The sequence below is a fragment of the Bradyrhizobium sp. WU425 genome, assembly GCF_021052305.1.
Classification (GTDB): domain Bacteria; phylum Pseudomonadota; class Alphaproteobacteria; order Rhizobiales; family Xanthobacteraceae; genus Bradyrhizobium; species Bradyrhizobium canariense_D.
This window is the reverse complement of the sequence record NZ_CP088089.1, coordinates 4,853,564-4,876,893: the sequence shown is the minus strand read 5'-3', so window position 1 is coordinate 4,876,893 and position 23,330 is coordinate 4,853,564. Positions and strand designations below refer to the sequence as shown.

General features: G+C 63.8%; 27 protein-coding genes and 2 pseudogenes. 16 read left to right on the top strand and 13 right to left on the bottom strand.

From position 1 onward, the window contains the following. Nucleotides 1-13: 13 nt before the first annotated feature. Genes BcanWU425_RS23810 through BcanWU425_RS23800 form a run of 3 tightly spaced genes read right to left on the bottom strand, consistent with a single transcriptional unit; the run spans nucleotide 14 to nucleotide 2,179 of the window. Nucleotides 14-613, bottom strand: coding sequence for an NADPH-dependent F420 reductase (locus BcanWU425_RS23810; RefSeq protein WP_085395935.1), 600 nt, complete (start codon nucleotides 611-613; stop codon nucleotides 14-16). A 32-nt stretch (nucleotides 614-645) separates the two neighbouring features. Further along, complete coding sequence (locus BcanWU425_RS23805; RefSeq protein WP_204510957.1) at nucleotides 646-1,395, bottom strand: glucose 1-dehydrogenase; 750 nt, start codon at nucleotides 1,393-1,395, stop codon at nucleotides 646-648. Between the two features lie 49 nt (nucleotides 1,396-1,444). Then, a complete protein-coding gene (locus BcanWU425_RS23800) occupies nucleotides 1,445-2,179 on the bottom strand; it encodes an SDR family NAD(P)-dependent oxidoreductase (RefSeq protein WP_018459185.1) in 735 nt (244 codons plus the stop codon). Between the two features lie 266 nt (nucleotides 2,180-2,445). On the opposite strand from BcanWU425_RS23800, the gene BcanWU425_RS23795 reads away from it, so the two are divergent. Together BcanWU425_RS23795 and BcanWU425_RS23790 are read left to right on the top strand one after the other, a co-directional pair. Further along, entirely contained in the window at nucleotides 2,446-3,342 is an 897-nt protein-coding gene (locus BcanWU425_RS23795) for a LysR family transcriptional regulator (protein ID WP_018459184.1), read from the top strand. 149 nt (nucleotides 3,343-3,491) lie between these two features. Next, nucleotides 3,492-4,394 carry an HNH endonuclease gene (locus BcanWU425_RS23790; RefSeq protein WP_231188592.1) on the top strand — a complete coding sequence of 301 codons (903 nt, stop codon included), beginning with the start codon at nucleotides 3,492-3,494 and terminating at the stop codon, nucleotides 4,392-4,394. 15 nt (nucleotides 4,395-4,409) lie between these two features. Here BcanWU425_RS23790 and BcanWU425_RS23785 read toward each other — a convergent pair whose 3' ends face one another. After that, entirely contained in the window at nucleotides 4,410-5,309 is a 900-nt protein-coding gene (locus BcanWU425_RS23785) for a LysR family transcriptional regulator (RefSeq protein ID WP_204510958.1), read from the bottom strand. A gap of 110 nt (nucleotides 5,310-5,419) precedes the next feature. On the opposite strand from BcanWU425_RS23785, the gene BcanWU425_RS23780 reads away from it, so the two are divergent. From BcanWU425_RS23780 to BcanWU425_RS23765, 4 genes are all read left to right on the top strand, one after another. Beyond that, nucleotides 5,420-6,064: a DsbA family protein gene (locus BcanWU425_RS23780; RefSeq protein ID WP_204510959.1), complete on the top strand. Its 645-nt coding sequence runs from the start codon at nucleotides 5,420-5,422 to the stop codon at nucleotides 6,062-6,064. 72 nt (nucleotides 6,065-6,136) lie between these two features. Then, nucleotides 6,137-7,033 (top strand): MBL fold metallo-hydrolase, encoded by an 897-nt coding sequence (locus BcanWU425_RS23775; RefSeq protein WP_026233752.1) that lies wholly within the window; start codon nucleotides 6,137-6,139, stop codon nucleotides 7,031-7,033. Nucleotide 7,034: 1 nt separating this feature from the next. Next, nucleotides 7,035-7,439 (top strand): nuclear transport factor 2 family protein, encoded by a 405-nt coding sequence (locus tag BcanWU425_RS23770; RefSeq protein ID WP_204510960.1) that lies wholly within the window; start codon nucleotides 7,035-7,037, stop codon nucleotides 7,437-7,439. A 258-nt stretch (nucleotides 7,440-7,697) separates the two neighbouring features. Further along, complete coding sequence (locus tag BcanWU425_RS23765; RefSeq protein ID WP_204510961.1) at nucleotides 7,698-8,243, top strand: suppressor of fused domain protein; 546 nt, start codon at nucleotides 7,698-7,700, stop codon at nucleotides 8,241-8,243. Nucleotides 8,244-8,359: 116 nt separating this feature from the next. Here the strand turns inward: BcanWU425_RS23765 and BcanWU425_RS23760 are convergent, their stop codons facing one another. Beyond that, nucleotides 8,360-8,707: a hypothetical protein gene (locus tag BcanWU425_RS23760; RefSeq protein ID WP_204510962.1), complete on the bottom strand. Its 348-nt coding sequence runs from the start codon at nucleotides 8,705-8,707 to the stop codon at nucleotides 8,360-8,362. A 359-nt stretch (nucleotides 8,708-9,066) separates the two neighbouring features. On the opposite strand from BcanWU425_RS23760, the gene BcanWU425_RS23755 reads away from it, so the two are divergent. Both BcanWU425_RS23755 and BcanWU425_RS23750 read left to right on the top strand, forming a co-directional pair. Further along, nucleotides 9,067-9,948, top strand: coding sequence for an AraC family transcriptional regulator (locus BcanWU425_RS23755; protein ID WP_204510963.1), 882 nt, complete (start codon nucleotides 9,067-9,069; stop codon nucleotides 9,946-9,948). A gap of 167 nt (nucleotides 9,949-10,115) precedes the next feature. Beyond that, entirely contained in the window at nucleotides 10,116-10,874 is a 759-nt protein-coding gene (locus BcanWU425_RS23750) for an SDR family oxidoreductase (RefSeq protein ID WP_204510964.1), read from the top strand. Nucleotides 10,875-10,964: 90 nt separating this feature from the next. On the opposite strand, the gene BcanWU425_RS23745 is transcribed toward BcanWU425_RS23750, so the two are convergent. Then, complete coding sequence (locus BcanWU425_RS23745) at nucleotides 10,965-11,315, bottom strand: ethanolamine utilization protein (protein WP_085395943.1); 351 nt, start codon at nucleotides 11,313-11,315, stop codon at nucleotides 10,965-10,967. A 237-nt stretch (nucleotides 11,316-11,552) separates the two neighbouring features. On the opposite strand from BcanWU425_RS23745, the pseudogene BcanWU425_RS23740 reads away from it, so the two are divergent. Continuing rightward, nucleotides 11,553-12,808: pseudogene (locus BcanWU425_RS23740) on the top strand (serine hydrolase domain-containing protein). 7 nt (nucleotides 12,809-12,815) lie between these two features. Here BcanWU425_RS23740 and BcanWU425_RS23735 read toward each other — a convergent pair. Continuing rightward, a complete protein-coding gene (locus tag BcanWU425_RS23735; protein ID WP_204510965.1) occupies nucleotides 12,816-14,366 on the bottom strand; it encodes a carboxylesterase/lipase family protein in 1,551 nt (516 codons plus the stop codon). Nucleotides 14,367-14,491: 125 nt separating this feature from the next. On the opposite strand from BcanWU425_RS23735, the gene BcanWU425_RS23730 reads away from it, so the two are divergent. The 3 genes from BcanWU425_RS23730 to BcanWU425_RS23720 are packed head-to-tail and all read left to right on the top strand — an operon-like array spanning nucleotide 14,492 to nucleotide 16,370. Continuing rightward, nucleotides 14,492-15,289, top strand: coding sequence for an AraC family transcriptional regulator (locus tag BcanWU425_RS23730; protein WP_231188590.1), 798 nt, complete (start codon nucleotides 14,492-14,494; stop codon nucleotides 15,287-15,289). A 56-nt stretch (nucleotides 15,290-15,345) separates the two neighbouring features. Continuing rightward, nucleotides 15,346-16,008: an SRPBCC family protein gene (locus BcanWU425_RS23725; protein ID WP_018459177.1), complete on the top strand. Its 663-nt coding sequence runs from the start codon at nucleotides 15,346-15,348 to the stop codon at nucleotides 16,006-16,008. Then, entirely contained in the window at nucleotides 16,008-16,370 is a 363-nt protein-coding gene (locus BcanWU425_RS23720) for an ArsR/SmtB family transcription factor (protein WP_018459176.1), read from the top strand. Before BcanWU425_RS23725 ends, BcanWU425_RS23720 begins: the two co-directional genes overlap by 1 nt. Nucleotides 16,371-16,731: 361 nt before the next feature. Here BcanWU425_RS23720 and BcanWU425_RS23715 read toward each other — a convergent pair. Beyond that, nucleotides 16,732-17,013: pseudogene (locus tag BcanWU425_RS23715) on the bottom strand (GFA family protein); the annotation flags it as partial. Nucleotides 17,014-17,072: 59 nt separating this feature from the next. Then, nucleotides 17,073-17,570 carry a peptide deformylase gene (locus tag BcanWU425_RS23710; protein ID WP_085395946.1) on the bottom strand — a complete coding sequence of 166 codons (498 nt, stop codon included), beginning with the start codon at nucleotides 17,568-17,570 and terminating at the stop codon, nucleotides 17,073-17,075. Nucleotides 17,571-17,646: 76 nt separating this feature from the next. Here BcanWU425_RS23710 and BcanWU425_RS23705 point away from each other — a divergent pair, with 76 nt between their 5' ends. Continuing rightward, nucleotides 17,647-18,231: a TetR/AcrR family transcriptional regulator gene (locus BcanWU425_RS23705; protein ID WP_085352877.1), complete on the top strand. Its 585-nt coding sequence runs from the start codon at nucleotides 17,647-17,649 to the stop codon at nucleotides 18,229-18,231. A gap of 105 nt (nucleotides 18,232-18,336) precedes the next feature. Continuing rightward, on the top strand, nucleotides 18,337-18,915 hold the full coding sequence (locus tag BcanWU425_RS23700) for a membrane protein (protein WP_018459172.1): 579 nt from the start codon (nucleotides 18,337-18,339) through the stop codon (nucleotides 18,913-18,915). Between the two features lie 31 nt (nucleotides 18,916-18,946). Here the strand turns inward: BcanWU425_RS23700 and BcanWU425_RS23695 are convergent, their stop codons facing one another. After that, on the bottom strand, nucleotides 18,947-19,408 hold the full coding sequence (locus BcanWU425_RS23695) for a cupin domain-containing protein (RefSeq protein ID WP_018459171.1): 462 nt from the start codon (nucleotides 19,406-19,408) through the stop codon (nucleotides 18,947-18,949). Between the two features lie 420 nt (nucleotides 19,409-19,828). Between BcanWU425_RS23695 and BcanWU425_RS23690 the strand changes: the two genes are divergently transcribed. Further along, the gene (locus tag BcanWU425_RS23690; protein WP_204510967.1) at nucleotides 19,829-21,049 is read left to right on the top strand and encodes an MFS transporter; all 1,221 of its coding nucleotides are present in this window, start codon (nucleotides 19,829-19,831) and stop codon (nucleotides 21,047-21,049) included. Between the two features lie 22 nt (nucleotides 21,050-21,071). Here the strand turns inward: BcanWU425_RS23690 and BcanWU425_RS23685 are convergent, their stop codons facing one another. From BcanWU425_RS23685 to BcanWU425_RS23675, 3 genes are all read right to left on the bottom strand, one after another. Next, nucleotides 21,072-21,458, bottom strand: coding sequence for an ester cyclase (locus BcanWU425_RS23685; protein ID WP_204510968.1), 387 nt, complete (start codon nucleotides 21,456-21,458; stop codon nucleotides 21,072-21,074). Nucleotides 21,459-21,514: 56 nt separating this feature from the next. Continuing rightward, a complete protein-coding gene (locus BcanWU425_RS23680) occupies nucleotides 21,515-22,387 on the bottom strand; it encodes a bifunctional helix-turn-helix transcriptional regulator/GNAT family N-acetyltransferase (RefSeq protein ID WP_204510969.1) in 873 nt (290 codons plus the stop codon). A gap of 75 nt (nucleotides 22,388-22,462) precedes the next feature. After that, nucleotides 22,463-22,816, bottom strand: coding sequence for an MmcQ/YjbR family DNA-binding protein (locus tag BcanWU425_RS23675; RefSeq protein WP_085352880.1), 354 nt, complete (start codon nucleotides 22,814-22,816; stop codon nucleotides 22,463-22,465). Between the two features lie 162 nt (nucleotides 22,817-22,978). On the opposite strand from BcanWU425_RS23675, the gene BcanWU425_RS23670 reads away from it, so the two are divergent. After that, nucleotides 22,979-23,326 (top strand): Lin0512 family protein, encoded by a 348-nt coding sequence (locus BcanWU425_RS23670; protein WP_026233749.1) that lies wholly within the window; start codon nucleotides 22,979-22,981, stop codon nucleotides 23,324-23,326. The last annotated feature ends 4 nt before the right edge of the window (nucleotides 23,327-23,330 follow it).

Below are 23,330 nucleotides of genomic sequence, written 5' to 3'. Positions count from 1 at the left end.
GTCCTCGTGTTCATCAGTCGAACTTGACCAAATCCTTGAAGATCAGGTGGCCCCAGCTGTTTCCGCGCGCCTGCACAAGCAGCCCGCCTTCCGAAAGCCCGCCGAGCTTGATCGGCGCGAAGCCGAGAGTTTCCGCAAGCGTGCCAATCGCCGCTGCGGCAGCGTCATCGTCGCTCGCCAGGAACACGACTCTCCTGCCACCATGGACGGCCGGATCCTGGGCAAGGACGGCAGCACCCAAATGGTTGAAGCCCTTGACCAGTCGACCGCCGGTGAAGGCTTGCGCGAGGGCCTTGGACGAAGGTTGTCCCCCCAGTTTCTCAGGCGGCACGCCGTAGGCGTTGGTCACATCGACGATCGTCTTGCCCTGCCAGGTGGGCAGCGCTTTCGCGACATCCTGGTGCGACTCGAAACGGACCGCCAAAAAGACGATGTCCGCCTTGACGGCGTCCGCCAGCTTTTTGGGAATGATCGAGGGTCCGATCACGGCCGCGGCGGATGTAAAGCTTTCCGGGTCGCGCGTGGTTGCAACGGAGACTTCGATGCCGTTGCGGGCAAACGCGCTGGCCAGGGCTTGGCCGATAGGGCCGAAGCCGATGATTGCGTAGCTCATGATGTTTCTCCGAACTTGTGTCGATGGCGCGGTCAGACCTGGGCCATGCCGCCATCGACGGCGAGCTCCACGCCGGTGATGTAAGAACTTTCATCGGAGGCGAGGAACGTGACGGCAGCCGCGATTTCCTCCGGCTTGCCCCTGCGACCCATCGGGACCTGTGAAGCAAATTGGCTGGCCGCTTGCTCGGCTTGCTCGCGGGTCAAGCCCGTCGTCTCCAGGGCGGGGGTCTCCGTTGGCCCGGGGCTCATCGTATTGACGCGGATTTTGCGGTCCTTCAGCTCCAGCGTCCAAGCGCGCGAGAAGCTGCGCACCGCCGCCTTGCTCGCGGCGTAGACGCTGAACCCCGGCAGCCCCTTCACGTTCGACACCGAAGAGTTCAGGATGATCGAACCGCCGTCCTTAAAGAGGGGGAGGGCTTTCTGCACCGTAAAGAACAGGCCCTTCACGTTCACATCGAAGGTCTGGTCGAAATGGGCCTTGGTCGCTAGCGCGAGCGGCGCGATTGTCCCCGCGCCTGCGTTCGCGAAGAGAATGTCGATGTGACCATGTTTCTCCTTCACGACGGCATAGAGCCGGTCCAGATCTTCCAGGCGCGACACGTCGCTCACGACCGTCGTCACGTTTCTCTCGATGAAGGCTGCGGCCTCCTTCAGCTCTTTCTCGCGTCGCCCGGTGATCACCACGTGCGCACCTTCGTCCACGAAGCGCTTGGCCGTGGCCAATCCAATGCCGCTGCTGCCGCCGGTGATGACGGCGATCTTGCCTTCTGGTTTTTTCATGATGTTTATCTTTCATTGTGTGTGGGCCAGGCGCGGGACCGCGCCGGGATCAGAGTTGCGCCAGGCCGCCGTCGACGGCGACTTCGCTGGCGGTCATGAAGCTGCTGTCCGAGGAGGCGAGAAAGGCAGCCACCGCCCCGATCTCCGCCGGATCGGCCATGCGCTGCAGCGGAGTCATCGCGGCGAACACCTTCTGTCCCTCTTCGCCCAGCGCTTCCTTCGCGAGTTCGGTCGCGGTCGCTCCGGGCGACAGCACGTTGACCCGGATGCCGCTGCCTTTCAGGTCCTCCGCCCAGGTCCGCGCGAGGTTTCGCACGGCCGCCTTGCTCGCGCTGTAGGCGCTCATGGCCGGGGCGCCCGTCGTGCCGGCGCTCGATCCCGTCAGGATGATCGAACCGCCCCGGCGCATCAGCGGCAGCGCCTTCTGCACCGTGAAAATCGTACCCTTCACATTGGTGTCGAAGGTTTCGTCGATGTGCGCGGCGGTGATCTTGCCGAGCGCAAGCTGACTTCCCGCGCCGGCATTGGCGAAGACGATGTCGAGGGTTCCGCGCTCGGCCTTCACCGCCGCGTAGAGCCGGTCGAGGTCGGCCTCATCCGAGACCGAGCCCTTCACCGCGCGTGCATTAGGCCCGAGGGCGGCGACAGCAGCGTCGAGGGCTTGCTGTCGGCGGCCGAAGATGAAGACGAAAGCGCCATCCTCGATGAAGCGCTTTGCCGCGGCGCGGCCGATGCCGGTCGCGCCACCCGTGATGACTGCAACCTTGCCGTCAAGCTTTCCCATGATGTCTCCTGTCGTGGTGTCGGGGCAGCATCTGCCCCCGAGGACCCCGACATAGGTCCGCCGGCCCTAGGCGTTGAGTGCGGAAGCGCGCACATCGGTGGTGCGAAATCGATCCGGCCGGACGACTAACGCCGACGGCGACGATCGGTGTCCGTCGCTCAGAATGGACCCTGCTGGCCGGAACCGGCTATGATCACCGCCCATACTGCTGTAGGAGGCATCAGATACGGCTTGAAAAGGCGCACCGCGCGGTGCGGGATTGCACCATGATCGACTGGGACGATGTTCGCTATTTTCTAGCCGTCGCGCGGGGAGGCTCGGTGCGGGCGGCCGCCGAGCACCTCGGCGTGAACCACGCGACCGTGCTGCGACGCATCGCCCAGCTCGAGGAACGCCTTGGGGTCCAGATGTTCGAAAAGCTGCCTTCGGGCTACCGGCTGACGGCTGCGGGCGAGGAGGTCCTCGAATTCGCCGACCAGATGGAAGCCTCGTCACACCAGCTGGAGACGCGCGTGTTCGGGCGCGATCAGAGCGTGCGCGGGCGTCTGCGGGTGACGCTGGCGCCGCCGATGGCGACACATTTGCTGATGCCTGATTTCGCCGATTTCGCGCGTCTGCATCCCGATATCGAGATGGATGTCCTGTCGTTCGGCGAACTGGCAAATCTGACCAACCGTGAGGCCGACGTCGCGATCCGCGTCGTCTACGAGCGCAAAACCCTGCCGCAAAATCTTCATGGCATGAAGGGACCGGAGCTGTTCGGCGCCGTCTACATGTCCAGGGATCGACTGGCCGCGTGGCGTGCGGGCGCGCCGGATCCCTTCCGCTGGATCGTCATCAGCATGCACGGCATCCCGGATTGGGCCAGCGCGGGCGAGGTTCGCACCACGGACGTTCCATTCAGGACCAGTGACGCCGGAGCGCAGATCGCTGCTGTCCGGCAAGGGCTGGGGATCACGACACTGCCGTGCTTCGTCGGCGATGCCGACCCGCTGCTGGTGCGGGTGCCGGGGACCGACCTGCACATGTACGGAACGGTCTGGCTCCTCACGCAGGGAGAGACGCGCAAGACCAAGCGCGTGCGGCTGTTCACGGAGTTTGTATCCCGCAGGCTCGCCGCGTACGCGCCGCTGCTGGCGGGGCTGTCGGTGGCGCGCGAGTGACGCGGGGCGGGTCGTGGGCGGAAAGCTTGGCCTCGACAGATCAATGCGTTATCGTGCTTCCGAAACAATCGAGTGGGAGTAGGGTTGTGACTGCTATTGATCCAGCATCGCTGGGTGTTGTTTCCTGGAGAGGCAGCGCCGCTTAGGTCATGGGGTTTGGGGTATTCATCCATCGATTGGACTCGATCTACGACGACAGCCCCGCTGAGCAGTACCAATTTCCCAGTCAATATCTTCATCGCGTTGAAGCCTGCATCGGCGATTGGATAGTATATTACGAACCGAGCAAGGTTGCTGAAACGCGCGGTTACTTTGCAATTGCTCGGGTTCAGCAGGTTCTTCCCGATCCCGGTACTTCCGGGATGTATCTCGCTTTAATGGAACCGGGAAGCTATCTCGATTTTGCCAATTCAGTCCCATTCAACGGACCGACGGGTCCAGTAGAGCGCGGTGTTCTTAACGAACAGGGGCGGATTTCAGGACGCGCTCAGTCCGCAGTCCGCCCAATCTCTCCCGACGATTTCAATAGAATATGCGAGCTTGGTTTCGCGGAGAACGCGCCGCTGCTGCCGCGGCGCGACGGCGACCTTCCATCGCTCGATCTTAACGACCAGCCGCAGGTGCCATTCGCGGTTGAGCAGCAGCGCGACCGTGTTAGCGTAACGATCTCGAAAGTCCTGCGTGATCGAGTTTTCCGCCGCATCGTGCTGCGTGCCTATGAAGAGCGTTGCGCCATCACCGGCCTCAAGCTCATCAATGGAATGGGGCGCGCGGAGGTCGCGGCGGCTCACATACGCTCCGTCGAGGCAAACGGGCCGGACATCATCAGCAATGGCGTTGCTCTTTCGGGCACCGCACATTGGATGTTTGATCGTGGTCTCATCAGCTTCGCGGACGATCTGGAGATATTGATCTCGCGCCAGACAAACGATCTGGAGGGAGTGCAATCGATCATCAACAAGACGGGGCGCGCTCTTGCGCCGCGTCGTGCGTCAGATCGGCCACATCCGCACTTCTTAAAGTGGCACCGCGAGCATTGTTTCAAGCAATAAGCAAAACCATACGGCTCATGCGCTCGTACCCGCCCGCCGCTGAGCCGCAATCAGCATCTCCACAAACGCGGTCACCTTCGGCGGGCGGAAGCGGGCTGCGGGGTAGACCGTGTGGATGCCGCCGGATGGCAGTTGCCATTGCGGCAGGATGTGGATGAGGCGGCCCGCCGCGAGATCGTCGGCCACCAGGAAATCCGGCAGCACCGAAAGGCCGCCGCCGGCGAGCACCGCTGCGAGCACCCCCGGCGTCGTGTCGATGGCGATGCTCGCCTGCAGGCGCACGGCGCATCGATCGAGATCACCGCGCGAGAACTGCCACAGCAACGGCTCGCGCAGCGCCATGTTGGCGATGAACGGTAGCGTCACCAATTCGTCGGGATCGCGCGCGGCGGCGATCCGATCCGCGAATGCGGGAGCGCCGACCAGACATTGCCGGAACGATCCGATCTTGCGCGCCTGCAGGCTGGAATCGACCAGCCACCCCACACGGATCGCCATGTCGATCTGGCCTGAGGCGAGATCGACGGTCTGATCTTCGAGCGTCAACTCCACGCGGCAGTGGGGATAGCGTGCCGCGTAGGCCGTGACGACGGCGACGACGACGGCGGTGCCGTAGTCGTTGGGCGCCGTGATCCGCAAGGTGCCGGTCGGCGCGGCGGCTGCCTGAGCGAGCTCGTCGAAGGCATCCTCCGCTTCGCGCAGGATCATGACGCAGCGCGCATGAAACATGCGGCCCGCCTCGGTCGGATGAACCCGCCGCGTCGTGCGCACGAGCAGGCTGGTGCCGAGATCGCGCTCCAGCTGCGCTACCTGCTGGCTCACCACGGCTTTGGTGATGCCGAGCCGTTCGGCTGCCCGCGTGAAGGATCCGGTGTCTACGACCGCTGCGAAGTAGGCCAGTCGGTTCAGGTTCATGGGCTCGTCTGGTTACGTCTGATTGTCAGTATATAACATACATTCTGTCTGCTTTGTTGATATTTATCTACCAATTTGAGCGTGCCACGTTGCGGTTCAAGGAGATCGCCATGTCCGCGCCCATTCAAATCACCTACCTGTTCGATCCGCTCTGCGGCTGGTGCTACGGCGCCGCCACGCTGCTCGAACAGCTCGTGACCTGTCCGGATTTCGCTGTCGAACTTGCGCCGACAGGTCTGTTCGCCGGCGAGGGCGCCCGTCCGATGGACGACGGCTTTGCCGCTTATGCCTGGAGCAACGACCAGCGGATTTCGCGCTTGAGCGGCCAGCCCTTCAGCGAAGCCTATCGCCGCGATGTGCTGGGCGACCGTACGCGCCTATTCGATTCCGGTCCGGCGACACTGGCGCTCACGGCTGTCGCGCTCACGGCGCCTGATCGGGAGTTCGCGGCACTGAAAGCCTTGCAGCTCGTCCGCTATGTCGAGGGACGCGACAGCACGGACATCGCCGTTCTCTCGGATGTGCTGCGCGCGATGAATTTGCCGGAGGTCGCCGCGCGTCTGGCGAGCCCGGACGTCGCACTGATCACCGCATACCGCGCGCGCCTCGAGGCTGCGCGTGCCGAGATGCGCCGATTCGGCGCCAACGGCGTCCCGGCCCTGATCGTCGGGACGGGCCATGATCGCCGCCTCGTGCAAGCAAGCGCCCTGTTCGGCAGCCTGGACGTCCTCGTCGACGGACTGAAGGCGGCCTGAGCGCAGCGATCAACAGAGGCCGGACCATCCAGCTTTCATTTCGCAATCGTAGACAAGCACCAGGAGACCAACATGCCGACAAGGAGAACCATCATGAAAACCACTCTCGCCGCGGGCGCCGCCGCCGTCTTCGCACCCGCAGGCCTCGGCCATGCCGCGGGCGGGCTCGCCTGGAAGCATTTTCCGGCCGGACAGAACGGCTTCTTCCGGGCGCCCGTTCTGGTGTCCGGGCCAAGCGAAGCCGTGCTGATCGATGGCGGCTTCACGCTGTCCGATGGCAAGGCGGTCGCCGACGCCATCAAGGCCACCGGCAAGAAGCTCACCACCATCTATATCAGCCAGTCGGACCCGGATTATTATTTCAGCCTCGGCGCGATCAAGGCTGTCTTCCCCGAGGCCCGCGTGCTCGCGTCGCCAGCGACATTGGCGGCCATTCACGCCAGCGTCGAAAAGAAGCTTGCCGTCTGGGGGCCGCAACTCAAGGCGAACGGCCCGCAGGTGCTGGCCGATGTGGTCATCCCCGAAGCGTTCGACGGCAAGACGCTCAGCGTCGACGGCGAGACCATCGAGATCGTCAGCGCCGACGGCCTGGCCAACCGGCGCTATCTGTTCGTACCCTCGCTCAACGCGGTGTTCGGCGGCGTGCTGATCTTCTCCGGCGTCCATGTCTGGACCGCCGACACGCCGACCAGGGAGCAGCGCGCCGCCTGGATCGCCAATCTCGAAAAGATCGCGGCGCGCAAGCCGGCGATCGTCGTGCCCGGCCATTTGTCGGCGGATGCGAAGACCGACCTGTCCGGTGTCGAGCACACCATCGCCTACCTCAAGGCGTTCGACGAAGAGTTGGCCAAAACCAAGGATTCGGCGGCGCTCAAGGCGGCGATGGAAGCGCGCTTCCCCGGCCTCGGCATGGGCGTTGCGCTCGACATCGGCGCCAAGGTCGCCACCGGCGAGATGAAGTGGGGTTGAGATGGGGGCGAACCTCGACCTGATCCGCGCCACCTATGAGGGATCATCGTCGGAAGAGAACGGCCGCAACTTGCTGGCCGCTCTCGCTCCCGATGCCGCATGGACCGAAGCGGAAGGGTTTCCATACGCGGGCACCTATGTCGGGGCCGAGGCGATCATATCAGGCGTGTTCCGGCGTCTCGCCATCGAATGGACCGGCTACCGCGCCGATGTTCACACCTATCTCGAAGACGGCGACCGCGTCGCCGCCTTCGGCGTCTACTCCGGGACCTACAAGGCGACGGGCAAGTCCATGCGCGCCAATTTCGCGCATCTCTATCTGGTGAAGGACGGCAAGATCGCCAGCATGACCCAATATGTCGACACCGCGATGGTGCAAAAGGCATTGGAGCCTGCCGGCCGGTAACAGCCGCATCACGTCGGAATGCAGGAGGGGGAGCCCGCGACATGCGGGCTCCCCTTTTTCGTTCCGGCGTCTGCTAGATCTTGATGGAATTGTGCGCGGCCGAGGAAGTCCACCGCGCGCGTGAACGTGGTCATGGATATGACCGCCGGCCCCGTCTATACCGAGGTCCCACGACAGGCCAGAGCGGCGTTCGTATCCTCGCAGGTCTGGCGTTGAAGATATGACTGCCGACGACCTTGGATTTTGACGTGAGGAGCCATGGCGGTTTCGGAAGACAACAAATCTCTCGCCCGCTATCTGAGAGATGTTACGCAGGGTTCACCGACGGTTACGAAATATTGGGATGACGCCCACGTCAGTGACGTCGACATCATGATCATCAAGAACGTCCCGGCAGGAGACGTTTCCACTTATGCCAGCCTCGCGCTCTCTGACGCGAAAACGGGCCTGACGTCTGGCGGCAAGGCCCTGGGCGTCGAGATTCTGCTCGCTCTGGCGACGGAATGCGCCGAGGGCGCCAACATGATCGCGACCTGCGCGTTCAGCATCAAGAAGGGCGAGATCACACCCTTGCCCGGCGTCGTCATTCCGCGAGCCCTGGAATTGTATGGCGAAGGACGCGAGATGAAGCACGCCATGCTCATCTCTCCGTTCTTGTGGGAGCTGGAAACACAGTCCTTCTCGGCCAAGTCCGTCGCCTGGCTGCAGGTACTGCCTATTTCCGACGCCGAGCGGGACTACGCGCTGGCGAACGGGCCCGAAGCGCTGGAGGATCTGCTCCAGGACCGACAGCGACGTGTTTGACATCGATCGTCCCAGCGCTCTTTGATACCCTGACCGCCGCTATCTTCGTGGACGCCTGCGCTTCGCCTAGAGGATGTTGATGGCATTCGGCCCGATGGGTATCGCTTCGCGTCTCCCTACCGCGGCGCCAGCCCCGCCCCGTTTTGAAATGCCAACAGCCCAATGCAGAAAATCGCTGCGCCAACCCACAGCACCACCGGGACCAGGTACGGCGACGAAATGACTTCGAGCACCGGGAACGCTTTGTCTGAAACAAACCTTCTGTGCGCCACCCATGCGGTTGCGACGAGCGGTGTGAAGGCGACTGCGAGGTAAAGCGCCCCCAGGACCCAGCCAAAGGCGCTCAAATCCCTGGATCGCGTGACCTCTCCCGCGAAGCCAAGCGCGGCAATTGATACGAACGCGCCCAACGCGCTGATGAGGAACTCGGCGGCCAGGACGACGATGGATAGAGTTGCAGTCATGCTTGGATTCCGTTTGCGAATGAGATTTCCCTGAAGCCGCAGCCCGGATGGCCGGTGACCGCATCAGCCACGATTGAAGTCCTCAAGATCGCGGATGAAGCGTTCGAAGTCGGGCGCCAGTTCGTGCAGAGGAATTCATCGGTACCGGCATCTTGAAGGGGAACGCCCACTTTGTGGGTGAAGGTGGGCCGACAGTCTAACGCGCAGAGGAAGGTGCTTGCAATCGGTGTGGTCTTCCCTGAGGAAACCAGTTGTCGGACGTAGCTCCATCCGGGCTAGCGATCCGTGCCAAACCGCAAGATCGGTCGAGCGTGTCATGGCCGTCAGCGACTAGATGGAGCCGCCACGGAGGAGGGACGATGAAGGCGCCGCTGCAAAACTATCAGGACCGGATGCGACGGGTGGTGGACCATATCGATCGGCATCTCGACGGAGATCTGGACCTGGACGGCTTAAGCGCTGTTGCCGCCTTCTCGAAATTTCATTTCCACCGGCAGTTCTCGGCAACCTTCGGATTATCTGTGCATCGCTATGTCCAGCTGGCCCGCATGAAGCGCGCTTCGCACCAGCTGGCCTATATGGACGCCCTTGATGTCACGGATGTTGCGATGGATGCCGGTTACGACGCACCGGATGCCTTCGCCCGCGCCTTTCGGCAACGGTTCGGGCAATCTCCGTCGTCGTTCCGGAAGTCTCCCGACTGGGAGCCGTGGCTTGCGGCCTTAGGGCCTCTCGACAATGCGAGGAGCAAGCTCATGCAGAAGACCCTTACCACTGACGACGTGACGATCCGCGATGTGCCCCCGACACCGGTGGCGATCATGGAGCATCGCGGCGACCCGGCGACGCTTCCCGCCACAATCCAGCGCTTCATCGCGTGGCGCAAGGCGGCTCACCTGCACCCCAGCACAAGTCCGACCTTCAATGTTTGGCGTTCCGAGCGCCGGCCTGCATCACCCGCCGATTACAGCGTGGACCTTTGCGTCGGGACCGCACAAGCGATCGTGGCGAACGGCGAAGAAATCAAGGCCAGCGAGATCCCCGGCGGACGCTGCGCGGTGCTGCGCGTCGTCGGCTACACCGACAATCTCGAGCCGGCCGCGCTCTTCCTTTATCGCGACTGGCTTCCCGCCAGCGGCGAAGAAGCGCGCGACTTCCCGATCTATTGCCAGCGGCTGAGCCTGTTCCCGGAGGTGCCGGAGCACGAGACGGTCGCGGACGTTTTCTTGCCGCTGAAGTAGCGTCTGCTGACGGCGGCCTGTCACTCCGATCGCGGAGACCGGCAGGCCGCCATTCGCGGATCAATACCGCCACGATGTGATCCCGCGTTCAACTCGGGAAACGGGTGGCAGCTCGCTGGTGCCTGATGTCTTGTTCGGCTCCTTTTTGACATCAGGAGAGTCTCACGGTGGAACTGGCAAACAAGACGATCATCGTAACCGGCGCCAGCAGCGGTATCGGTGCTGCCGCAGCATCGTTGTTCGCGTCCGAAGGCGCCGATGTGGTGCTCGGGGCGCGTCGCGGCCCCGAGCTGCAGGCCGTTGTTGCAAGCATCAAGAGCGCCGGAGGGCGCGCGACGTTTCTCGCCGGGGATGTTCGGGACACCGGCCATGCAGCCCGCCTTGTCGAGCACGCCGTCAAGACTTTCGGAAAGCTCGACGGCGCTTTCAACAATGCCGGCATTGTCGGCGAGATGACGCCAGTCCCCGAGATGAGCGTCGAAAACTGGACCGATGTGCTTGCGGTGAATCTCACCTCGGCGTTCCTCAGCGCGAAGGCGCAGATCCCGGCACTGCGCAAGCAGGGCGGCGGTTCGATCGTTTTCACCTCGTCCTTCGTTGGCTTCAGCAACGGGGGCCTGCCGGGAATGGCGGCGTACGCAGCCTCAAAGGCAGGACTGATCGGCCTGGCTCAATCACTGGGCGCCGAGCATGCGGCCGAAGGCATTCGCGTCAACGCGCTTCTGCCTGGAGGGACCATCACCCCGGCGGCGGGCGAAGGAAATCCCGACGCCCTGAATTTCATCGCCGGGCTCCACCCGATGAAGCGGATGGCCAGTCCCAAGGAGATCGCGCAGGCGGCGGTTTTTCTCCTGAGCGACCGGGCATCGTTCATGACGGGCAGCCCCATGACGGTTGACGGCGGCATGTCGGTCCGCCTGACCTGACCACGAATCCGCTCGGGCCCGATCGACGGGGCTCTGCGCCGTCGATCGAGCCAATTGATAGCGGGGCGCGCAGTGCGCGAAAGGCCTGCTTCACCCGTGCGCCTCCTGCCAGTGCGGATAGGTGACATAGGCGGTGACGGCGCCTTGCTCATGCGAGCGAATGGTGACCTGCGTGCCCTTGGGCATGTGGACGGTCTCGCCCGGACCGGCGGTCACGGTGCCGGCGTTGCTCGACACCGAGAGCTTCCCTTCGAGCACGATCATCACGTCGTCGACGGCGATTGTCTCGTCGAGGATCTGGTTCGGCGCGTAGCGGCCGTAGCCGATGGTGATCGGCGCGCCGTGACGCTGGTCGATCACGTTGCCGACGAATATGTCGCCATCCTGGCCGGGCGAACGCTCGAGCGTTGCGTCCGAGATGGCAAACTTGCGAACTTGCATGAGATGTCGTCCGTCTTTTCAAAGTGGGCGGGTTGAGGACGATAGAAGCCTCAGGCAAGTGTTTTGTTCAGCGCGCCTTGCGGGACCGTTTGACGCAGATGGTGCGACGATGGCTGGCGCGCAGGAGACGATTGGTGCCCAGCCCACGGCGACGGTCGCCTCGGCGCAAACACTGGATGTTCGCCACGCGTCTCCATGATACGAAACCCCCGTCGTTCGCTTCCGGAGCCAATGTTCATGTCTGCCACCGCGCCGAGTCAGTCGCCCGCAACCTCCGCCGAAACCGATCCCGAAACACTCGGCTGGATGAAAGGCTTCCCGCCGTCGCCGGACCGCACCATCAGCTTCCAGGATGGTTCGTTCCGCAGCTTCCCCGAGCTACGCTGGGCATGGAGCAACATCCGCCAGCTGGTGCCGACCGTGAATGTCTGGCGCGGGCGGGGCCTGCATCGGTGTTGCCGCGGGAAGACCACGACATCGGTGCGTCGGCCTCGACCACCATGGACAGGCGGCCCATGACGTTCGCGAAGATGCTCGAGGAAACCTACACCGACGGCATCGCCGTGCTGCATCGGGGCAAGCTGATCTATGAGCGCTATTTCGGCGCGTTGAAGCCGCACAAGCCGCATATCGCGATGTCGGTGACGAAGTCGTTCACCGGCTTGCTCGCCGGCATTCTGGTCGCCGAGGGCAAGATCGATCCGCAGGCGCCCGTCACGGACTATGTGCCGGAGCTGAAGGCGAGCGCGTTCGGCGACGCGCGCGTGCACGAGGTCATGGATATGACCACCGGGCTCGAATACACCGAAATCTACACCGACAAGAACTCGCATGTGTGGGGACTGCGGCGCGCCAACGGCATGGCGCCGATTCCACCCGACTATGACGGTGCGACCACCATCTTCGATTTCCTGGTCGGGCAAAAGAAGCAGGGCGAGCACGGCAAGGTCTTTGCCTACAAGACCGTCAACACAGACGTGCTGGCCTGGATCATCCGGCGCGTCAGCGGCATGACGTTGTCCGATCTGCTCTCCGAGCGCATCTGGCAGCCGATGGGCGCGGAGGAAGACGCGCATTACCACGTCGATCGCATCGGCACCGAAAGCGGCGGCGGCGGCCTGTCGACCTGCTTGCGCGATCTCGCCCGATTCGGCGAGACCATGCGCAATCACGGCCGCTTCAACGGCCGGCAGATCGTGCCTTCATCTGTCGTCGAGGACATCGCGCGCGGCGGCGATCCCGAAAAATTCAAGCCGGCTGGCTACACCACGCTAACAGGTGCCTCCTATCGCAATCAATGGTGGGTCACGCACAACGCCCACGGCGCCTATATGGCGCGTGGCGTTCACGGCCAGGGCATCTATATCGATCCCAAGGCCGAGATGGTGATCGCGCGCTACGCCTCGCACCCCGCCGCGGGCAACGCCGCCAACGATCCCGTGACGCTGCCTGCCTACATGGCGCTGGCGAAGGAGCTGATGGCGGGCGGGTGAGGTACGCCTATGGCAGCTCCCGCCAGCGCATCGGCAAAATGCCGTCCTGCCTGAAACTGGCGAGGAAGCGGAACCGGGCGGCTTGCGGATTGGGACGGGCTTCGATCGGTGTGCCCAGGATCTGCACGACGTCGTTCTCGTCATAGGTGGGCCAGGGTGGCAGGCCTGATCCGTTGGGATCGCCGTGCGCTGCGAAATTCACCCAATAGGCCATCATGGTCCGCGCCAGAGCGCGGTCCTCTTCGGCCGGCGGTGCCGAGCTGCCGATCACCTGTTGCGGAGTGAGTGTGCCGAACACGAACGGAATTTCAGTCACGTGCGAGGCGATCGGCGTGTAGTGCGAGGTATAGCTGAAGTGATAGCCGTAGACCGGCGCTCGTCCCCCGCGCCGATGCAGACGCAGCCACTGCCAGCATTGCTCGCCGACCACGATGTCGCCCGTGAGCGCCGCCGCGGAAGTCCTGGCCTCCGCATCGGTCGCCGCGGGATAGACCTTCAAGAAATCGGTCATGCGCTCCTTCCCGAACATCGCCTCGGCCGCGGCGAGAAAGACTTGTGCCGATTGATCGGGGAGTGACTGCGAACGGAAAGGAAATTCCTCGGCCGCATTCCAGCCCGCCAGCAGCGGGATGTGCATCTGTTCGCCGCGCCGGAAGCGCCGCGCGGGCACATCAGGAACGACAAGACCATCGATACTCGGCGAGAAGGCCGTCACGACCGGGCTGGTCCTGAAACTCCACGGCGCGGCTGCATTCAACGAATCGGCCGGCATGCTGCGCAAAGCTGCGATCGACGCGTTGTCCTGCTGCCGGGCAAAAGCGAGACCACGCGCGCGGGCTTCTTCAAAGCCCTGAAGCGGGCCGTGTTTGCCATCCCAGAACGCGCCGCTCTGTCCTATGGCCTTGTGAAACAGTCCGTGCGCGAGCGGCGAGGCGATCAGGATTCCGACGGCCATGGCGCCGGCGGATTCGCCGAACACGGTGACGTTCTCGGGGTCGCCTCCGAAGCCGGCGATGTTGGCCATGACCCAGCGCAGCGCCGCCAGTTGATCCTGCAGGCCGTAATTGCCTGAAGGCGCCTCCGCGTCGAGATCGGGGTGGGCGAAGAAGCCTAAGATGCCGAGGCGGTAGTTGAAGCTGACGACGACGACACCTTTCGCTGCTAGCGCGTTGCCATCGGTTGCGGGATTCGCCGAGGAGCCGAACTGAAAGCCGCCGCCGTGAATCCACACCATCACGGGCCGGTTCTCAGCCGCGTGCTTCGCCGCGGTCCAGATGTTGAGATAGAGGCAATCCTCGTCGCGCGGTCCCGGCCGCGGGTCGTTTTCGAGCGCCGATAGACACCCCGCGCCGAACACAAGCGCATCGCGCACGCCATCCCAGGACTCCGGGGGCTGCGGAGCGCACCAACGCAGAGGCCCGACCGGCGGTGCTGCGTAGGGAATGCCTTTGAACGCGATCACGCCGCTTGCATCGCGCGGGCCGCCACGCACGGCCCCCGCTTGCGTGCGGACCACGCGTTGCAGCCCGGCTGCTGTCGTACTCGTGAAACCATGCATGGCCGTTTCTTTCGATAGCGTGGGCGGCGCCCGGACGCCCCCGGGCAGGTTCAGGCGGCACCCTATCGACATTCCTCTTCGCTCGATTTAGATGTTCTGCCAATCAATTTCTAAAAACCGGCAACATGCGGCAGCCGCTCCGTTTTCCATGGCCTGATCTTGATGTGGATGATGTCTCCGCGCCCGTTATCGCCGTGCGCGTCGACGTGATCGGGACCAAGGACGAGGTGCCCGATCACAGGCACCGCAAGGGGCAACTTGTCTTTGCGCTGGGCGGCGCCGTGACGTGCCGCGTTCCCACCGGTCTGTGGATGGTGCCGCCGCATTGCGCGGTGTGGATTCCAGGAGGCATGCAGCACAGCAACCTCGCGACGGAAAACGCCCGGCTGTTTTTCGTCTACATCGAGCCTGAGGTCGTGGACCTGCCGGATCGGTGCTGCACGCTTTCGATCTCCCCACTGCTGCGTGAAGTGATCGTCGAGCTGGCCAATCAGATCGCGGATGACGAGGCGAGGGTGGAGCTTCTGGCGAGCGTCCTGCTGCGCGAGCTTCCCCGCATGCCGGTTCAGCAGCTGCATCTGCCGCTCTCGCCCGAGCCGCGGTTGAAGAAGATTGCCGCGGCGCTGGCGAAAAACCCTTCCGATCGCAGGACGCTGGCCGAATGGGCCGATCGCGTCGCGCTGAGCGAGAGCAGCCTCGCGCGTCTCGTGGTCAGGGAGACGGGCTTAAGCTTCGGGCGGTGGCGCCAGCAATTGCACCTGATCGTCGCCTTGCGGGAGCTGACGTCCGGCGCGAGCGTGCAGCAGGTGTCCGCCGATCTCGGCTACGACTCCGTCGCGGCCTTCATCACCATGTTCAAGAAGGCGCTCGGGAAACCACCAGGGAAATATCTGAGCGGTATTTTCCCTGAATATAAGAATTGACTTATATTAGCGTCGACCGATATTAATCCTGGCACGAAACGACAAGGAGGAGCGCCATGGAGATCGACGTCGTCAGGGTATTAGGGCTGGTTACGCGTTCGGTGAGGAATTTCGAGAAGGACGGGAAGGCAGCCAGTGCGGTGACACTGACGCGGCTTTACGAGACCAGCGTCGACGATCTCTGGGACGCAGTGACCAGCGAGCAACGCATTCCGCGCTGGTTCTTGCCGGTCGAGGGAGATCTCCGGCTCGGCGGAAAATACCAGCTCAAGGGGAATGCAGGCGGGACCATCACGGCATGTACGCCGCCGACCCATTTTGCGGCGACCTGGGAATTCGGCGGCGCGATGAGCTGGATCGACGTCAAGCTGACGGCAGAACGAAGCCAGGCGCGGCTGACGCTCGAGCACACCGCGATGATCGAGGATCATTGGAATCAGTTCGGTCCAGGGGCAGTCGGGATCGGCTGGGATCTCGCCATTGCCGGGCTGGAGCGATATGTTGCGACCGGGGCATCGGTCGACCATGAGACGGCCGAGGCATGGATGGGCTCTCCCGCGGGCAAGGAATTCATGACGAGCAGCGGCGAGTATTGGCGCGCAGCGCATGTCGCAAGCGGCGTGGATCCTGCGTCCGCGAAACAGCGGTCGGACCGTACCATCGCTTTCTATCGCGGCGAGACGCCGCCCGACGTGGCGCATCCGGGCACAGGAAGCTGATGCAAATCTTCGAGGTCCTTGCCGACCCCGTCCGCCGTCGCATCCTCGAGCTGCTTGCGCCCGGCGAGATGGCGTCCGGCGAGGTCGTCGAAGTGATCGGAGCGGAGTTCGGGATCACGCAGGCCGCCGTGTCGCAGCACCTCAAGGTGCTGCGCGAGAGCGGCTTCGCGACGGTTCGGGCGGAGGCGCAAAGACGGCTCTATTCGGTCGATGCTGCGGGCCTCCAAGCGGTGGATGCATGGATCGGTCAGTTCCGCAATTTCTGGGAGCCGAAGCTGGATGCGCTGGCGACGGAAATCGCGCGCGGCAAACGCGAGCGTCGTAACGCGCCAATGAGCAAGCGGAGCGGGAAGCGGGCGTGAAGGCATCGCGGCCACGCCTCATGGAGACGTTTCCGTTCTTTGCCCGGCGGGGGATGGGCTTAAGCGGCGGCATCTCGGTGTCGCCCGGGCTGGCGGCCCATCTGAGGCCGTACTGCAGGTTCGCGGCCTGCGCGGCGGCGACAAGCTGTACAAAGCCCCAGACGATTGCGGCGGGCAGCATCGATAGCTCGAAGCTCATCGCCATTGGCTGTCCCCCAATCTGCAAGAAATCAGCGCGATCCCGGGTGCCATCCGGGAGTTTGGGAATCTCGGGATCGAGGTGATCCCAGGCATATCCGCGCGAGCAGAACAGCACGACGGACGGTTTGAACGTGCTGGCATCGTCCAGCGTGCCGACATAGATGGCGATTAAGTCCGGCTTCTCGTCCGGCTTGTTGTAGATGGGCGAGCCGCAGTTCGGACAGAACCCTTTGCGCTTGACCGCGCCGCTGACGGCAGTGCGCTCGATTTCGCGCACCTCGCCTGTCACCGCGACTGCGCTGCGCGCGAACACGAAGATGGAGCTGTGGCCGCTGCCGGTATCGCGCTGACAGTCGCTGCACTGGCATTGGAAGCCGCGGATCGGCGCGGACGCAATGGTGTAACAAACCGCGCCGCAGGCACAACGACCTGAATATGTCATTCGTCTCCCTCCCAACGGGCCGGCGCGATTTCACACAAGCCGGATATTTGCCGGCCCGCTCACTCGCGCGACATCTTCTCGAACCTCTTCACCAGCCGCTCCCGCTTCAGCCGCGACAGGCGCTGGATCCAGAACATGCCGTCGAGCTGGTCGATCTCGTGCTGGTGGCAGACAGCACGCAAGGCTTCCGACTCCTCTTTGTGCATGCTGCCGTCGAGATCCCGATAGCTGATCCGCACGCGGGCGTGGCGCTGGACCTCGTCGTTGACGCCGGGCATCGAGACGCTGCCTTCGCGATGCAGGATCATCTCGGGTGAGGCCCATTCGATCTCCGGATTGACATAGGTCTGTGCACCGTCCCTGGCGTCGAGCTCGAGCACGACGACGCGCAAGGGCACGCCGACATGCGGCGCCGTGATGCCGATGCCGGGCGCGGCGCGCATGGTCTCGAGCAGATCATTTGCAAGCTCGCGGAGCGCATCGTCGAACGCGGTGACGGGGTGAGCCGGCATGGCGAGCCGGCGGTCGGGATAGCGGACGATCGGGCGAATGGTCATGCAAGCTCCTAGCACTCACGGATGGTTGAAGCATCCCGTTCTTGACGCCCTACCAACTGGAAGGTAGCTAGGGACCATGACCCACGTTTCCTCGACAGCCGACGACATCCTGGCCTGCGCGCGCAGCTTGATCATCGCGGGCGGCTACAATGGTTTCAGCTACGCCGACGTGGCCGAGGTGGTCGGTATCCGCAAGCCGAGCATCCACCATCATTTCGCCAGCAAGGTCGATCTGGTCCGCACGCTCGTGTCGCGCTACCGCGCCGAAGCCGAGGCGGGACTGTCCGCGCTCGAGCGCAATGTCCCTGATCCGCGCGACCAGCTCGAAAACTATGTCGCGTACTGGAAGGCGTGCATCAATGATGCGACAGCGCCGTTCTGCGTGTGCGCGCTGCTGGCCAGCGAGCTTCCGATCCTGCCGGAGGAGGTTGCGCTCGAAGTCCGTGCGCACTTCCGCTCCTTGGCTTCCTGGCTGACGGCCGTCATGGAGCGTGGCAAGCGGAAAGGGCAACTCAAACTCTCCGGCACAGCCCGCGTCGAGGCCGAAGGATTCATGGCGACCATTCACGGCGCCATGCTGTCGGCGCGTGCCTATGGCGATCCAAAGATGTTCGGTGTGATTACCACCCCGCTGCTGGACCGGCTGTCCAACAAGCACTGAGAGACATCGGCGAGACGATGACGATAGCCAGCAAGTGGGCTGGATCGAAGACGGTTTCGTTGTGTGTAAGAAAACTACCAACTAGTAGGTATAGGAGAGACTGCGATGGCGCGATATCAATTGAATCCGGTTCATTGCGACCGCGAGCGATGGCTGAAGCAATATTACTTCGTGCGAGCGGCGTTCTCGGTTGCCTGGGTCGCTGCTGCGTTTGCCGCCGGGGCTTCTTCTCCAGTGATCGCCGGCGCCTTGCTCGTCCTCTATCCCGCATGGGACGCCGCTGCCAACTTCGCGGACGCGGTTCGCAGCGGCGGACTCGCTCAAAGCCGCCCGCAGGCTCTGAACGTTGTGGTCAGCCTGGCGACCACCGTCGCGGTGCTCGTGACCTTGCAGATGAGCATGAACCGGGTGCTCGGAATCTTCGGGGCATGGGCGATCCTGTCGGGATTGCTCCAACTCGGAACGGCCATCCAGCGCTGGCGGAGTTTTGGCGCGCAATGGGCCATGGTGCTCAGCGGGGGCCAGTCGGCTCTCGCAGGCGGCTTCTTCATCTTTCAGGCCACGATGCCCGCGATTCCCTCGATCGCGAATGTCGCGGGCTATGCTGCAGTCGGTGCGCTCTACTTCCTGGTCTCGGCGGTCTGGCTCACGGTCGGCGAGTGGCGGCGTAGCGCGGCTGTTTGAAGCCTTGCCATTCAAGCCTTGTCGCGGACGCTCACCCGTCCGGATAGGGCGTGCCGTCCTTGTGCACGAATCGGCCGTCGGAGTTGGCGCTCATCATGTCGATGTCGGAGCAAATCGTGAGATCGTCGGGCGAGCGAGAGCCGACTTCGAGATAGAGGGCGATGGCGCTCGAACGGTTGATCAAGTGATGGCCGTTGCCGCTGTTTTTCGCGAAAGCGGCGCAGTCACCGGCGCGGAGCACGATCTCGCATTTGTCCTCGATCAGCGTCACTTCGCCTTCGAGGACATAGACGAATTCGTCCTCATGCGAGTGCCAATGCCGCTGGCTCGACCAGTTGCCGGGCGGCAAGCGCATCAGGTTGACGCCGAAATCGGACAAGCCTCCGGCATTGCCGAGCCGCTGCCGGACCCGATCGGCGCAAGGTGCATCGAAGGGCGCGGGGTAGCCGGCGCCCTTGCGGGCGGGTACGGCAGCGATGTCGATTTTCGGCATAAGCATTTCCCTGCAGTTCTCTAGCGTTGCGTGGCCTGGCACATCGCGGAGCGCCAGGCGCGTCGTCGAACCCGGTCACGGATTTCGCCGCATCCGCACGGCCAGTTCCGCACGGCAAGGCCGGATGGCGCGCGAGGAGGCGGACGATCACGTTAGCGACGGGACGAATTCAATAGCGGCGGGATGATGCCATCATGCAGGTGTTTTGCCCGACGAGTCAAACGGCGGGTCTTCCTTCGCACTGCAAAGAGCTGCGCTGTAAGTCCTTGATCCGACAGCGCCCCGCTACTGTGCATGGGGTTGTTTTCGCGTTTTTTGTTTGGCAGGTCACAAAAGCGTGCCGCAAAAACTTGCGTCGGCCTGTCGGCCCACCATGTTCCCATTCGTCTTCCACCCAGACAGATCTGACGGGAGACCAAAATGAACGCTTCCTCCTATCGCTGGGTGATCGTCGCCGCGGGCGGCTTGCTCGGCTGCGTCGCCATCGGCGGCATGTTTTCGCTGCCGGTATTCCTGCAGCCGATCGCAAAGGACACCGGCTGGTCCGTGACCGGCATCTCCAGCGCCATGACGATCGGCTTTCTGGCAATGGCCTGCACCAGCATGGTCTGGGGCACGTTGACGGACCGGTTCGGGCCGCGGCTAGTGGTGCTGACGGGATCGACGGTGCTGACCGTGAGCCTGTTCGCGGCGAGTCACGCCACCTCGCTGCTGGCGTTTCAGTTCGTCTTCGGGCTTCTGGTCGGAGCGTCCTGTGCGGCGATCTTCGCGCCGATGATGGCGACCGTGACCGGCTGGTTCGACACCCATCGCAGCCTCGCGGTCTCGCTGGTGTCGGCCGGCATGGGCATGGCGCCGATGACGATGGCGCCGCTCGCGGCCTGGCTCGTCTCCGGCCATGACTGGCGCACCTCGATGCAGATCGTGGCGCTGGTGGTCGGCGCCATCATGATCCCGGTCTCGTTCCTGGTGCGCCGCCCGCCGGCGCTCGCGCACGCCGTGGCCGCGCCTGCGGGCGAGGGCGCCGTGCAAGGTGAGATGTCGATGGGAGAGGCGCTGCGCTCGCCGCAATTCCTGATCCTGCTCGCGACCAATTTCTTCTGCTGCGCCACCCATTCCGGCCCGATCATCCACACCGTCTCCTATGCCGTGAGCTGCGGCATCCCGCTGGTCGCGGCGGTGACGATCTACAGCATCGAAGGCTTTGCCGGCCTTGGCGGACGCATTGCCTTCGGCCTGATGGGTGACCGCTTCGGCGCCAAGCGCGTGCTCGTCTCGGGCCTGCTGTTGCAGGCGTTCGGCGCACTCGCCTATGTCTTCGCGCACCAGCTTGCGACGTTCTACGCCGTCGGGGCCGTCTTCGGCTTCATTTATGCCGGCACCATGCCGCTCTACGCGGTGCTGATCCGCGAAAATTTCCCGCTCAAGATGATGGGCACGGTGATCGGCGGCACCGCCATGGCCGGCAGTCTCGGCATGGCCACGGGCCCGCTCGCCGGCGGCCTGATCTACGATGCGTTCTCGAGCTACGCTTGGCTCTATATCGCCTCCTGGGCGATGGGCCTCGGCGCCTTCCTGATGGCGATGAATTTCAAGCCGTTCCCGAAGCCGCGCGCGGATTTGGCGCCCGCGGCGGCGTAAGCAAGTTCATCGAGGCGCAGCGCTAGAGCTGCGCCTCGATCGCGAGCTTGTCGACGATGGACCACACGTGCCGTATTTTTCCGTCGCGAAATCGATAGAACACGTTTTCGCAAAAGGACACGCGCCTGCCGTTCACATCCAGCCCCAGAAACTTTCCAGCCGGCGTGCAATCGAACTTCAGCCGGGACGCGATGTGGGGCGGATCGCAGACCAGCAGCTCGATGTCGAAATGCAGATCCGGAATTGCGCGAAAGTCCTGCTCCAGCATGGCGCGATAGCCGGACAGTCCGAATGGTCGCGCATTGTGGGCGACGTCATCGTGGACGAACTGTCCGAGGGCGGGCCAATCCTGCCGGTTCAGGCAGGCGATGTAGTCGCGGTAGATGTCGGCGAGGTCGGACCTGGTCATGGCGTGCTCCTGCGGCTCCGGCCCTAACGCGGCAACGAGAGAAAAGGCGCCGGCGCTCACAGGCGTTTTTCGAAGAACAGGTCCGGGTAGGGGTCGTCATTGAAGCGGGGGATCTCGCTCCAGCCGCTTCGTCGGTAGAGCTGGCCGGCTTCCGCCAAGGCGCTGTTGGTGTCGAGCCGCAATAGCTTGATGCCGAGCCCGCGCGCGGCGTTCTCGGTCATGTCCATCAGGCGCCGGCCGAGCCGCAATCCGCGCGCCGCCGGTGCGACCCACAGCCGCTTGATCTCGGCATAGCCGTGATCGGTGCCCTTGAGCCCGACGCAGCCGACCGGTAGCGTGTCCGACATCGCGACGATGAACGTGCCGCGCGGGCGGCGCATATCCTTGGCGTCGGGATCGCGCGACAGCGAGACGTCGAACCCCTGCTTGAAGCGGCGGCCGAGCTCGCCATAATATTCGCCGAGGCAATAGCGCGCCTGTTCGCTCCGCGGGTCCATCTCGTCCAGCGTGACGCGCTCGCGCGTCAGCGCGGAAGCAACCAAATCCATCGCCGCCAGCAGCGCCTCGCGTTGCGCATGTTGGGCGAGGAAGCCCTCGGCCTGCGTATTCGACAGCGCCTCGTAGGCCGCGAACTCGCGCCGGCCCGCACGCGTCAACGTCGCGACGCGACGGCGCGCATCGTCCTCATGCGCATTGGTCTCGACCAGCCCTTCGTCCTCGAGGCAGCGGAGGAGGCGGCTCATCAGGCCGGAATCGAGGCCGAGATAGTCGCGAATCTCGGCCACGTCCGAACGTCCATGCCCGATCGCGTTGAGCACGCGCGCCGCCCCCAGTGGCCGCCCGCGTCCCAGGAATGACGTGTCGAGCGCGCCGACAGCGGACGTGACGGCACGATTGAAGCGGCGGACGCGGGAAACAGGGTCGAGCATGATATATCTGACTTTAGTCAGACATATCATCGAAGTCAATCAGTGCACGTTTTCGCTTCACCAGCGAACTGCGCTTCAATCCAGGCCCAGGACCTTGCGGGATTTCCGCGTGAGTTTCGCCGCGATCAGCGCGTGCGCCTGCGCCAGATAGGCCGTGAGCTCGGCGTCCGGCAGCGCGTTGTTGCCGACGAGTTGCACCCATTTGGCGCGCGCCAGATAGGGCGCCGGCCGCGCAAGGCCGTGCTCGATCAGCATGGCATAGGCCATGTTCGAGACCTTGAACATGTAGCCGCCGGAGCGCGCGGCAAAGCCGCCGCCGAGTGCGAACATCTTGCCGCCGACCTTGAACACGGAGGTGCCCTCCCACTGCACCACCTTGGTGACGGCGGGCAGGCGCAGGCAGCGGGTTTCGAAAGTTTTGGGAGTCATCGCCTAAGCGATAGCACAGCGTACGCGGCTTGCAACGCCGCAACGATGGAGCGCCTCTGCGTGCCGCACCGCGTCCGCGATACGAGAGGAACGACCCCACTTGTATCGTGCCGTCCGATCCCCCACACTCCACATCACTCAATCAGTCACAGGAATAAGGTCATGGCTCGCATTCGCTGTATCACCGAGATGGGGATGGGCGTCGACGTTCACGGCAGGGACGCCACCAAGGCGGCGAAGCGTGCCGTTTCTGATGCCATCAGGCATTCGAGCCTCGGCTTCTTCCGGATGATCGACAAGACTGCGAACGACATGTTCGTCGACGTCACGATCGCGGTGCCGAATCCCGAAGCCGTCGACAAGGACGCGGTCGCGAAGGAACTGCCTTACGGCACCGTCACCGTCAACGCGGTGAAGGGCGGGCTGGAGATTCCCTCGGCTGCGGAGCAGGGTAACGACCCCATCCTCATCGCCAATGCCGCCGTCATCGTCAGCTTCGATAAGGACTAGGCCG